General features: G+C 63.4%; 10 protein-coding genes and 1 pseudogene. 4 read left to right on the top strand and 7 right to left on the bottom strand.

All coding sequences use genetic code 11. From position 1 onward, the window contains the following. The first annotated feature begins 123 nt into the window (after positions 1-123). From cas6e to ABZX37_RS21785, 3 genes are all read left to right on the top strand, one after another. On the top strand, positions 124-1,365 hold the full coding sequence (gene cas6e / locus ABZX37_RS21795; protein WP_354742139.1) for a type I-E CRISPR-associated protein Cas6/Cse3/CasE: 1,242 nt from the start codon (positions 124-126) through the stop codon (positions 1,363-1,365). A 491-nt stretch (positions 1,366-1,856) separates the two neighbouring features. Further along, complete coding sequence (locus ABZX37_RS21790; RefSeq protein ID WP_354742137.1) at positions 1,857-2,414, top strand: GIY-YIG nuclease family protein; 558 nt, start codon at positions 1,857-1,859, stop codon at positions 2,412-2,414. After that, complete coding sequence (locus tag ABZX37_RS21785; RefSeq protein WP_354742135.1) at positions 2,411-2,533, top strand: hypothetical protein; 123 nt, start codon at positions 2,411-2,413, stop codon at positions 2,531-2,533. Before ABZX37_RS21790 ends, ABZX37_RS21785 begins: the two co-directional genes overlap by 4 nt. Positions 2,534-2,854: 321 nt before the next feature. On the opposite strand, the gene ABZX37_RS21780 is transcribed toward ABZX37_RS21785, so the two are convergent. Further along, the gene (locus ABZX37_RS21780; protein WP_354742133.1) at positions 2,855-4,267 is read right to left on the bottom strand and encodes an exonuclease domain-containing protein; all 1,413 of its coding nucleotides are present in this window, start codon (positions 4,265-4,267) and stop codon (positions 2,855-2,857) included. Positions 4,268-4,919: 652 nt separating this feature from the next. Here ABZX37_RS21780 and ABZX37_RS21775 point away from each other — a divergent pair. Further along, positions 4,920-6,686, top strand: a complete 1,767-nt coding sequence (locus ABZX37_RS21775) for a hypothetical protein (protein WP_354742131.1) — start codon at positions 4,920-4,922, stop codon at positions 6,684-6,686. A 37-nt stretch (positions 6,687-6,723) separates the two neighbouring features. Here ABZX37_RS21775 and ABZX37_RS21770 read toward each other — a convergent pair whose 3' ends face one another. The 6 genes and pseudogenes from ABZX37_RS21770 to ABZX37_RS21745 all read right to left on the bottom strand — a co-directional run. Then, complete coding sequence (locus tag ABZX37_RS21770; RefSeq protein WP_354742129.1) at positions 6,724-7,104, bottom strand: RIP homotypic interaction motif-containing protein; 381 nt, start codon at positions 7,102-7,104, stop codon at positions 6,724-6,726. 119 nt (positions 7,105-7,223) lie between these two features. Next, positions 7,224-7,973: a hypothetical protein gene (locus tag ABZX37_RS21765; RefSeq protein ID WP_354742127.1), complete on the bottom strand. Its 750-nt coding sequence runs from the start codon at positions 7,971-7,973 to the stop codon at positions 7,224-7,226. A 2-nt stretch (positions 7,974-7,975) separates the two neighbouring features. Then, positions 7,976-9,979 (bottom strand): hypothetical protein, encoded by a 2,004-nt coding sequence (locus ABZX37_RS21760; protein WP_354742125.1) that lies wholly within the window; start codon positions 9,977-9,979, stop codon positions 7,976-7,978. Next, the gene (locus ABZX37_RS21755; RefSeq protein ID WP_354742123.1) at positions 9,976-10,884 is read right to left on the bottom strand and encodes a hypothetical protein; all 909 of its coding nucleotides are present in this window, start codon (positions 10,882-10,884) and stop codon (positions 9,976-9,978) included. The genes ABZX37_RS21760 and ABZX37_RS21755 overlap by 4 nt, the downstream gene beginning before the upstream one ends. Before the next feature lie 67 nt (positions 10,885-10,951). After that, on the bottom strand, positions 10,952-11,188 hold the full coding sequence (locus ABZX37_RS21750) for a helix-turn-helix domain-containing protein (protein WP_354742275.1): 237 nt from the start codon (positions 11,186-11,188) through the stop codon (positions 10,952-10,954). Between the two features lie 108 nt (positions 11,189-11,296). Then, positions 11,297-11,623, bottom strand: a pseudogene (locus tag ABZX37_RS21745) (cyclic nucleotide-binding domain-containing protein); the annotation flags it as partial. Positions 11,624-11,893: the final 270 nt, after the last annotated feature.

Here is an 11,893-nt window from a genome sequence, read left to right as displayed (position 1 = left end):
ACGGAGCTTCTGGCGAACAGGTGTGTATGATCACACTCCAGGTTGAGATTTACCGGGAGTGCGAGCGTGGATCCTCAGGTATACGGCCTTAACTGGCGCACGCGGTTTGCGCAACTTGATGAGATGCAGTGGCAGCGCGAGGATATAGACCCGCAACAGCGTGGGCGCGTGTTCGAACAGGTCATACACGACATGTTCGCTGAAGCTGAAATGAGTCCTCGAACTAGCTTCCGTCCAAAAGGGGAAGAGATCGACGGATCTTTCCTGTTTCGTGGACGCCCGGTGCTATTTGAGGCTAAGTGGCTTAGCAAGTCTGTAGCCGCTTCATCTGTATATCAATTCAAGGGAAAACTGGATGGAAAACTTATTGGAACAATAGGAATATTCATCAGTATGAGCGGATACTCGCCGGACGTAATGAGTTCCCTTGCTTCTGGAAAGTCATTGAATGTCATCCTGCTTGACGGTGACGATATAAAACTTCTTGCCCGGTCAAAGGCGCCTAGTATCGAGGAAGCGCTTGCCTATAAGATTCGAGCTGCGGCAGAGGAGGGAATTGCATTTGCTCCACTGAGGCGGCTTGCTAAAATGCATCCATCGCGTCCCGGTCGCTCACTTGACTTGCATCCGTCGTTTTTGTCCAGGATTCTTCTCAACCCCTCACGTCTCGTAACCCGGCAAGCTATGCAGAATCCTCACATAATGCGCAGCATGCTGCTTCCTGGAGTTGCTGCGAGTCCAAGGAGTGAGCGTGTGCTTTGGCGTTTAGATAGCACTAGGCTGCATCAACCTGCATTGCTTGTACTAACTCGAACCAGGCCCGACTGGGATCATTTCGTTCAACAGGTTGGGTGGCCCCTTGGTGAAGAAAATCAGCTTGTCGTTCGAGACTATAGTTCAATGCTTTCTCGTGTGAGCAACGATCGTGAATTCCGGTTTCGTGTCACTGTAAATCCAGTGCAGGCAAAGGTTAGGCCAGATGTACTCTCTGAGACTCAGCGGAAAAAATTGGAAGAGGGGTGGACGCGTAGTTTTCGGGTCGCTCGCCGTGATGCGCCAGATCAGCTAAATTGGTTTTTAGAACGCGCTAGTTCCTGGGGGTTTGAGGTGCCTGAGATTCGCTCAAAGCCAGAGGTGCTCGGCCTGGAGGAAGGCGAGGGGTCGAATAAAGATGTCCGTATTATTGGCCGGGAAGTGCGGAAGTTTCGATCTTTCGACAGTAATTCGAAAGTAGTAATATCTACCGCAACTTTCGAGGGTAGACTGCGTGTTAGTGATTCTGAAGTTATTCGCCAAAAGCTGATCAGCGGCCTGGGTCCCGCAAAAGCGTTTGGATGCGGCTTGCTCATTCTTGCAGGGTCATAAATTCCACTGGGTCAACAAAGTTCGGCGATGTTGGCTGACCATCCCAAGGCGGTAAATCTGCGTGAGAGCACCGTGGTCTAGGCACTCAACACTTGGATTGGGCGGCTGTTCGATCCTGGGCTCACAGGTGGCGGTGCCAGCGAGAGATTGACCATTGGCTGGCGTGGACGGCGTGGTTGTTCGGTTCACGCTGCCTGTTGCGCGCCGGATCCGGATGTCCTGTCATGTCGATGCGCGGACGTTCGGCTCGACGTCAGTCGAGCCGAACAGGAGCACGGCGCGAACGCGGCGTTGAGGATTACTAGAGGCATCGGTCTGATACGCCCGGAACCGTCGTGCGCCCCGGCTCCTCGCGTCGTCGCCTTGGTCTTGCCCGCGAGTTTTGTCGGACCGGTCCGCTAGCGTTGACGTCCGTGAGCACCTCAGCAGCGCGAGCAGCCCGACACCGCACCAAGCAACGCACCTTGGATTCTGCACCGGGTCACTTGTACGTGATCCAGTTCGACAACGGCGTGATCAAAGTAGGCCGCACCTCCGATGCCGCTGCCCGCCACGCGGACCACGCGCGCGATGCATCTCGGTTCGGTCTGACCATCACTAACCAGTGGTCCACGCCCGTACAGAACGCCGTCGCCGCCGAAGATCGCCTGCTCCGACAGCTCGAAACGCTCGGCCATCATACGTCCGGCAGGGAATACTTTCGCGGAATCCCGTTCACCGTGGCACGCCACGTCGCCGAAGGCACCGGGATCCGAATCGAAGAGGTATCATGCTGCTGCGGTCGGTGCGTCGGCACGATCGACTTCACGCTCGCCGCAGTCGCCCTCACTCCCGCAACCCTCACCGAAGACGGCAAGGAGCTGAGAGCTGAATTCCGCCTCGCTGACGGTGACCAGATCACCGGGGTTCTTGCTGATCCCGACTTCGGCGAGTCAGGGCGCTATCCACTACGCCCCGGCCGACGGGTCGAGATCGAATTCCAACGATGGGGCCTCGACGATGACACCTGGAAAGTCTGGGATCTCACCGAGCAGCCAGCGGACAGATGAAAGGCGGCCCGCACGAACCTGCGGGCCGCGCACCTCGGCAGCAGTACCCGCTGCGGCAGCATCGCCTCGCCTTCTACCTCCAGACGCTCGGCATCCACATCAAAGTCGTGGTGGCCTGACAACACGCCGCCTCTCAAACGTGACAATTCTGGGCGTTTCTGGCTAAGGCGGCGGATTGCGTTTATGCGCCACTCGTTTGACTGCTGCAACTGCTTGAACCGTGACACGGTCGCCCTGGGTTCACCGAGGGCCGGTGGCGAGCCGTCAAGAACCCCTGGGGCTGCTCCTCCCGGGGGCCTCGGCCGTCGGAGCCGAACATCTCGGCGACCCCCGAATTCGCCGAGCAGAAGCTAGTGGTTAGCGGGGTGGGCTGCGATGGCAGAGAGCGCATGCCACGTGCCGGTTGGGTCTGGCTCTCGAACGGGTGGGGTTGCGAGGCGTTAAGTCCAGACCGGAGGCGTCTCCTGCGGCCGCCATCGGTGGCGGAAGTAGGCTTCGTCGGCGGCTTCGAGCTGTGCTCGACGCTGAGCCCATTGCGCTTGTTCGTGCTGAAGTCGAGCAGCCTCGGCTGCTGCCGCTGAGATGGCGTCGGCGACCCGCTTGGTCCCGTCGTCAATGGTGACTACGGGGATCCCCAGTTCGTGAGCCTTGAGGAGCTGGGGCGTGGCCGCGGAAGGGTCGTGTGCCGCGATGAAACGGACTGTCTTGGTGAGACGTTTGGCGATCGAGCCGCTATTGCTCTCTACGAGGGTGCGTAGATCCGAGGTCGTGCCGTCCGGGCCGTCGAGACCGACCCGCCAGCTCCGCAGGTGGCGCGGCACGTCGTCTTCAGGTGGAATCTCGAGACATTCCGCGAGTTCCGGATGGCCGATGTCGTGTGCGAGGCTGCGGAGCTTTCGACGTTGGGCGACGGTCAGCAGTGCGGGGTCGTCGAGCGGCAGTTCACGGACGGCGCGGTCCCAGGCAGCGCGGTGCGCGATGGTAAGCGCCTGCTGAGACAGACCCGCATGCCGGGCTAGATGTTCAAGCCGCCAGGCTTCGTCCCCGGTGATTTGGTGATCGCGCAGGACATCGTCGAGCGCGTCGGCGTAGTTTGCGGCTGCTTCTTCGCCGACCGGGTGATCCTCGGCGGTGCGGGGAAATCGCTGGGCGAGTGCGCCGAGGTAGCCGAACTCGGTGCGGTGGAGCCGTTCCGCACGCGGAAAGATCCGGGCCGGCCGGTCCGAACGCGGCGGTGCGGGCACAGGATCCGGGCCGCGGTAGCGCAGGCCGCCGGGGCAGTTGCCTGCCAGCCACGGAACCAGAGCGGCCAGCGCGCGGGCGTCGCCGAGCGCTGTGTGTGCGCCATCGATCCATCTGCCTGCGACAGTCCGGTACAGCGACTGGAGCTTGTAGCTAGGGCCGTCGAGTTGTGCTCTGCAAGCGACCATGCTGCACACGCCTGTCAACTGAGGCGGGGCCGCGCCGAGCCGGCCGATCTCGGCGGCCAAGAACTTGTCCTCGAACACGAGGTTGTGCGCCACGACAACAGTGCCCTGCAGCATCCGCAGCAAGTCCGGATAGACCTCGCCGAAGACGGGGGCTCCGTCGAGCTCGGCGAGCGTGAGGTTGTTGCATTCGGCCGCATCGTGGGTGATGCCGCGTCGAGGATGGACGAGCGTTGAGTACTCGTCGAGCACGGTGCCGTCAGCACGGAACCGAACGACGCCGATCTCGCAGATCCGTTGGCGGAGCGGATCGAGACCGGTGGTTTCCAGGTCGAGCGCGGCGAAGGTCAGGTGTTCCGGCGAGGCACCGTGCGGGTGCCGCGAGAGATATCCGGGCGTGAACAGCTTGAGTGGAGACCGCGGCACAGCCGGGCTCGACCGGTGGCGCGGTGCCTGAGGGCTGAACGGGGTCGCGTGCGCCGTCGGAACGGGACGGCTTGTACTCCGCCGGCTGAACAGCCGCCTGAACAAGCCCACTAGGCCCTCCTGCTCGTGAAGTTTTGATCAGTCACGAGCAGATCGGACTATTCCCTCGGAACGTTACGAACTGCCACGCTCTTGCCCGGACTCAGCCAGCCGGACGCGGGTCGAGCCGCCTTCGTGCGCCGAGCGCCGTCGTTGCGGTCCGCAGGTTCCGCGGGCCGCCGTTGCCGCGTATCGAGCCGATCAACCGGTGGACCGGCCTGGCTGACCCTGACCGCGTAGGCCTTCTCAGAGCGGCCTGGCGCGGCCGTCGCACTCAACCTTCGGTTCTGGTGTGTGGGATGGCCGTTGCTGGAACCGTCGGATGGAGCGGCGGGGCTCTGAAGCGAAGTCAGTGCTGACTGATCGCGGGGACGCGGTCTTTATACTTGCGGCGTGCAGAGGTGTGCTGGCGGTTCAACTGCGGCCGAGACGATCGAGCGAGCGGACGATGGCCGACCTCCGTGCGGTTGGCCAATGAAGTCGCTGATCGTCGCCCCTGAGACTGCGATCGCTGTGTCGTTCGTTATCAGCGCGAACGGCTAGCCGATCAGCCATGGTCGAGCCACCTGCCGAGTCCCGCGGGCCGTTGTACTTCGACGTCCGCGGCAACAAGGGCGTGCTTATCGGCGACCACAACACGGTCAACTTCGTGGACAAGCAGATCTTGGCCGTCGTATCCGGTCCGGTGGCCGAAAACGAGGCTTGGTTGGCGGCGTTGGAGGCGCTGATCGGTGCCGAGGCGGACGTCAATGCGGCGAAAGCTGCCTTTGATGCGACTCGAGGCGATTTCAGGGTTCGCTTCTCTGCCGCGGTCGAAGCGCTGATCAAGCCGTTGGTCAAACCTGAGGTGTTCATCGACATTCCGCAGGAGCCTGAACGGCTGACCAGAAGCGAGCTGGAGGAGCTGGTGCGGCCGGCGGAGGTCGTGTTTTCCCGATCTCGGCCGTCGAAGAGCGAGTTGTTGTCGCATCTGGACGGGGTCAAGCGACGGCAGGAGAACCGGCCGGCGTGGGTGCCCAGGGTCCATCCGGACGGGTCGGCAGCGGTGCCGGCACCGGCCGCCAGTTCGACGGAGGAGGACGACTGGGCTCTGCGAACTGACGTGGTGACGAGCTTCCCGGAACTCGATGAGGTCGCTGTCGAGGTGCTCGACTGTTACGAGGGACGCCCTGAGTGCGAGAGGATGCCGGGCGGCGTGGGCGAATTGGAACTCGTTCTGCACTCCTTGCTTGGCGTGGGCGGCGGCGAAGCGCCAAGCGGCGACGTGCTGATCGACGACTTGGCGAACGAGGCGTTGGTTCCGGAAGACTTGTGCTGGTGGCCCCGCGACCCTCAGCACCGTCGGCGCGCGTCGGAAGATCCCGGTGTGGCGGCCGAGCTGCTCGCGACGGTAGCGACGATCGGGGGCGTCGCGATAGAGGACAACTCGCCAGACGGGATGGAACTTGCCGCAGAGGCCTTGGCTGCCGCGGGCGATTGGCGGTACAGCAGGAGATGGCGGCTGGATGGATGGGATTCCGGCGACATGGGTCCGTTCTTGGCGACTGCTCAGGCGGCCGTGGCCGGGTGGGCGACACTGGGGGAGAGCGGTCTGCTGGTGTACGTCTACGGCGGTGGCTTCAACGGCGTTGAGGGCCTGAGCGGGGCACCGCTGCCCCTGCACAGTTACTTGCTGTGCATCACGCGGTCGTCCGCCTCCGACGACGCAATCGGCATTGTGCATCGGCTCGGCTTCGCGTGTCCCGGCGAGTACTGGTGTCACCGAGGGGGCTGTGGAGAACCAGCGTCGATGGAACTGGACGGTGACTTGCTCCCCGTCGTCACGGCCGGCCAAACCGCCGATCTCGCGATCGGCGATTCCGGTCGGGTGTGGGACGACTACCGGCGGCTCTACGGCACCGGCAGCGTGTTCGTCGACGAGGCCGAGACTGTTCTCGACTGTGCGCGGAACTTTCTATCTCGCATGGGTTGGGAGGATCTGGGGCGGTCGGAGTGGGAAGGCGGAATGGAGGAGATTCTAGTGCGCCACAAGCGGACTTGCCTGCTTGTGGATTATGATCCGGTCACCCGCCAAGTACGGCTGCGCGATGGCAAGCAGGAATTCGAGTTGCTCGTCGAGATGGCCGAAGAGTATGAGGAGATTCCGGTTCCGGAGGACGTAGACGTCGATTCCTGGCCTGGAGAGCCGCGCCAGATTAGCCTGGTCGGCTTGCACCCGCACGCCGACGGCCGCCTGCACGGGCCGCAGTCGCATGACCTTGTCGAGAGACAGCTTTTGATGTTCTTGTGCGGGGCAGGTGTTTCAGTGGCGCAAGCCTGACTCGCCGGGCCGAGGGCGGCGCTTGCTGACGATCCTGTCAGTCGCGAAAGGTGATTGTCATGGTGTTGCCGTCGCCGATCTGAACGCCCTTGTTGTCGTGCACATTGACAACGTACTTGCCCGTCCCCGCGGTGGGCGGGCCGACCAGTCGCAGCAGCTCTCGCGCCGCACGGGCCAACTCGAGACCATGTCCGGCATCCGCGGCGCTCAGCGCCGCCACCAACTCCGCACGGTGGTCTTCCGGTGCGTCAAGCGCCGCAGCTGACGTCTCCACGTTCCGTGAGCCGCGTAGTGCCTTGACAGTTAGTGCCTTCAAGCCTGCGTAAGCGTCCTTGATCGCGACGCTCGCGGTGTCTTTTGCGCCGACTGCGGCACCTGCGGTCAGCGCGGTCACGACCAGTTCGGCGACTTCGATCATCGCTTTATCCTCCTCGCGGCGGCAAGGGTGCCAATATATCCGACTGTATTTTCCGGTGGGGCTTGCCAGCGGTGTTTCGCTGAGGGAGATGTATGCGGATTCGCACGCAGCTCTCCCTGTCAGTGAGCTGGCAGGCTCTCGGTGGTGTCATCTCTGATTCGGTAAAGCAAGGAGTTCGCTTGTTCATTCCTGTGCATGGAGGACAGGCTACGTACTAGCTGGTGGTGGATTTCGTACCGCTCGCGTTGGTCGAGATCCGGTGCCAGAGCGTCGAGAGCGGTGATCAGCAAGTCCGCCGGCCCTGGATCGTCTCCGCCAGTGACGATTTTTACCGTGTCGTTCAGATTCTGGACTACCGTGCTCAGCTTGGCGACGTCGTAGTCGTTGCGATGCAGCCACCAAAGCGCTGCCGATGCTGTGTCCTTGAAGACGGTTTCCTTCAGGTACTCAAGTTCTGCGCGTTCGACCTCGTGCTTCGCAGCAGCGACTTCTCGCTCCCGAAGGTGTAGCGCGCGTTGCTGCGCCAGTTCGAGTTGATCCGGGTCGACGGTGACGACGACATTCCGCGCGCACACGCGGGCTGGGGGATTGTCGAAAAGCGGGATGCCTGCGGCGAGGTCTGCCGCCAGCCGGGTTCCGGCAAGGTCAGCGTGGACAGGGGAGTAGCCGCGCAACAGGCTGGTGGCACGGCTCGCGACTTTGTCGCAGGCTTCGCCGCTCCAGGCGGGCGATCCGTTCCAGGCCACCGTGCAGCACACCTCGAAGTCGAAGCCGGTCAGCTTGCTGGGAATCGTGCCCGTGAACGCGGCGTGCCGGTCGGGGTCGTCAGGTGCGGACCCGACCGGCGCTGTACGGCGCTGCCTTCGCATTCTCAGGAATCCCCGTCCCGCATGGGCTGTGAGGTGAACGGGTGCCTGGGCAACAGCTCCTCTGCCAATGCCTGGTGTACCGCGAGACGGGCGTCCGTGCGGTCGTGGTTCTCCCAGTAGCGAGGGACGAACCCGAGCCACGCGTCGGCAGCCATGCGCACGGTGCCGATCCGCAGGACCGGCGCGTCGGAGGTCGCCGAGGCTTCGCCCAGGACGCCGAGCAGGCAGGCTTGCTGGTCCGAACCGGTCGCCAAGTCCAGCCAGGACCCGATCGCCTCTTGGACGAGGGCGGAGTCCTCCAAGGCCAGCAAAGCGCGCCAAACCCGGACCAGTGCGGGCTGATGCGCCCCGACGAACTCGTTGGCATCGGTGGCGAGCAGCTCGCACAGGATCCGTACCGCGACGGCTCGCTGTCGTTCCTTTCCGCTGCGCAACCACTCGTCGAGTTTGGCCAACGCCTGTGGGAACGCGCCGTTACGGCGGACGAGATCGAGCACGGCCGCGAGAACGTCGTCGCTGATCCGCCGGCTCTGGTGCATGGCGAGATTGCCCAGCCGGGTCAGTGCCTTGTCCGTATACCTGCGCCCGAACTCGGACCGGCACACTGCCAACACAAGGCCGGCAAGCGCGGGAGGAAGATCGGTTTTGCCGGCCCACCGATTCAGCTGGCGTTGCACTGCCGCGGCACTGCGCTTGTCAAGCGCACCCGCCGTGGCCAGGGTGGCGGCCATGCGGGCGTGCGCTGGCTTTCCGGAATTGGCCCAGCTTTCCGCCACCTGGGTGATGTAATTGGCAGCATCCTGCGACGCACACAGCTCGAGGAAGCGGTTCACCATGCCAGCCGCGGCGTCGTCGTCCAGCCGCGGCCGTTGCCCAAGGCCGAGCTTGGTCACCCAGCTCACCAGCTTTTCGCGGAGTTCGGGATATCCGCGCCATACGTGCCGGAGGACTGAACGGTCGTAGTCGAGGCGTTCGAATCGCGCGCGGTCGTCGTCGGCTCGGATGCCTTTGAGTTCAGTCAGCCGCCCGGCGAAGCCTCGGCCCTCCAAGAGATTCCCGGTGGGAGGCGCGTAGCCGGCGGTGGTGATCAGTTCGCGTTCCGCCCAGTATTGGGTTTCAGTCGAGCAGCCGCCGAGCATGGCGACGGTGAGCATCAAGCTGCGCCGGTTCCGGTCCTCCTCTTTGTCGTAGAGGGAGATCAGCTCGACCGACCAATTGCCGTAGGCGAGCACCGCCTGGCCGACCACGGCGTCGACCGTGGGTCCTTTTTCCGCGACGCGGTGCTCGTACGTGATGAGGTCGGCCAGCCGGGCAGCATCGGCGGGATGGGCTGATGCCAGCGTCTCGGTGACTTCCTGTTTGGACAGCACCTCCTCTGTCGGGACATCGGTAGTGCGCAAGTGGGCGCGCAGCACGTCTTGGGCGGTCGGCTCTGCCAGCAATTCGGTCCGCCCCTGATAGACCGGCTGCAGTCCGAGCGGCAATGGTTCGGGCAGAAGGACGACGAGATGGGCTTTCTCGGTCGCGATGGTGCCGAGGAAGCTCCTGATCTCGTCTTCAGCGTTGTCGAGCACTTCGTTGTCGACCTTGGTCAGGTCTAGCAGGACGTGCGCTTCCGGCGCGACGCGGCGCAACTCGAGCTGAGTTCCTTCGTCGAAGTCGATGACGTTGATCGTCGGCGTTTCAGCGCCGGCCACGGCTTTGAGAGCACAGATGCCAGTCGTCCACCGGCCGCTGTGCGGACGGCCGTGGAGGAAGAGAACCTTGTTGTCTCGCAACGAGCCCACGATCTCATCGAACCTGTCTGGCTCGGCGAAGCGGTCTTTGAGCCAGGCGACGTGGTGAGGATCGATCTCGTCGCGAATGATCAGGTCTCGGTACCCGGTGCCGTCGCCGAGGAGATGAATCGTTTGTTTCTGAACGTTGACTGAAGCGTCGCCGCCGATGCTGCCGCGTACGACTAGGTTGCCGTCTCCCTCGACTGCCAGGCTGTCCGTCGTGGTCATGAGTCCGCCTCTCCGTTTTTGCGGACGTTCTGCCGGACACCGCCGCGTACGCTGCCGCCGGTGATGACGTTTCCGTCGCCGACGGCGTTCTGGTGCGAGTGCCGGGACTTGTCGGTCCATTGGTACCGATCCCGCATTTGGATCGCATTTCCGCGTACGGTGCGGGTGATCATGTTGGCAACGGAGCCTTCGGCTTCGGGGGCTTCTTCCGGCGGAGCCGGGTTGTCGTGAACCGGATCGTCAGGTGTGGTGATTCCTCGGGACAGCAATTCGCCTGACGGTTTCGGCACGTGGAGGTAAGCGTCGCCCACATAGCTCTTGACGGAGACCGGCACACGGACGAACTCGCCCGGCGCTTTCGCGGCGTAGCCGGAGAGCACGACGTCCTCGTAGACGCGAGCGGAGAGTACTGCGGCGACGAAAGTTACTTCGGGGTCGGAACTCTCGAGCAGGTCGCGAACCGGTCCGCAGTCCAGGAGCCGGTGCGTTTCGACCATGGCCGCGCCCGAGCCGTCCCCGAGGCGAGCATCCCCGGAATCGGAGAGGGGACCGACCGCGATGCTCGCTCGCAGGCGCGTCGGCTCGCTGTTCCGTCCGAGGCGCATGCGGTGGTGATAGGCCAGTTCGTCTTGCAGCGCGTCGAGAAACGGCCCCACGACGATCGGCAGGCTCTCCGGGGGGAAGCCGACGACGAATCCGTCGCCACGACCGGCTGGGAACCGGCGGTCTTCCCAGACCGTGGTCTGGCCCGCGCGTTCAAACGCACGCTCGAGGATGGTCGGAATCAGTTCGGTCAGCGCCCGGTGGTCGGCGGGGGTGACGCCGCTGAAGTTCTTGACATCCACCGAGAGCACCGCGTGGTAGGGAGGCAGTTCATGGGCTGGCGAGTCAGTGTTTGCGGTCATGGAGAGCACTGTGGCCTGAGGGCTCGCTCGGCGATGTCCACTAGAAGACGATGAAAAGTGAGCTGAGTCACACCCGAGTGGGATATGCGTGTCGACGGAGCCTGTCGAACCGCGCGACAGTCAGCGTGCGATCCACGCTGAGAACGCCCTCCTCGCGAAGCTGGCCAACTAGGTCGGCCACGAGGCTGCGGGACATCCCGAGGACTTGTCCGAGCCTCGTCTGCGACAGCGGAATCCGACGGGGGTCGTGGTCCGGGTCGGCCAGTTCGGCCAGCTGGACCATCAGCTTCGCGATTCGTCGCAACGGAGGCAGGCTCAACATGTCCACCGAGTCATGACCCGCCCGCTGCAGCTTGGCTGCGACGTACCTCCCAACTTCCCGGTGGACGCCGTCGCCCACGAGCACTCGCTCAAAGGTTCCGGACGGAACCGAGAAAGCCGCACAAGGTTCCAATGCGAAGACGTCCGCCGTGCGGATCCCTCCGATCTCGGAGGCCACTTCTCCGATTACATCACCGGCACCGCGCAGGGCGATGAGGCGATAGTCGCCCTCCTCGGTGTGGCACCCTACTTCGACCCGCCCGGACGTGAGCATGAGAACCGAGGTCGCGGGTGCACCGCGTACGAAGATGGGCTCGCCCTTGCTGAACGTCCTGGGAAGCCCGAGGTCGCGCAGCGTTGACCAGGTGCGGTCGGGGACAAGAGCACGAAACCCGCGGTGTGTGTCATTTTCTGGCACGAAAGATCACGATAACCGGTCACGCCCTGAACGCAGACAGAATCACCCGTTTAGCCTGGCCTTCGTCTCCTGCGTGCCAGCGCCGGGATGACGTGACCACAGGCGTGTGGCCGAAGGATTACGTCACCTGAACCGGCAGCTCGTACTTTTCGGCAGTGGGTTCCGGTATGCGAAGCCAGATTTCGGAGCTGGCCGATTCTTGAGCCTGGTGAGCGGGTATGTACGCCGGTCAAGGAAGAACTCCCGCTCCGTGCAGGCGGAGTGCAAGGG

Origin of the sequence: Amycolatopsis sp. NPDC004079, assembly GCF_040610415.1 — a bacterium.
GTDB classification, from domain to species: domain Bacteria; phylum Actinomycetota; class Actinomycetes; order Mycobacteriales; family Pseudonocardiaceae; genus Amycolatopsis; species Amycolatopsis halotolerans.
The sequence above is the reverse complement of the archived record's forward strand: the minus strand, read 5'-3'. Positions and strand labels throughout refer to the sequence as shown.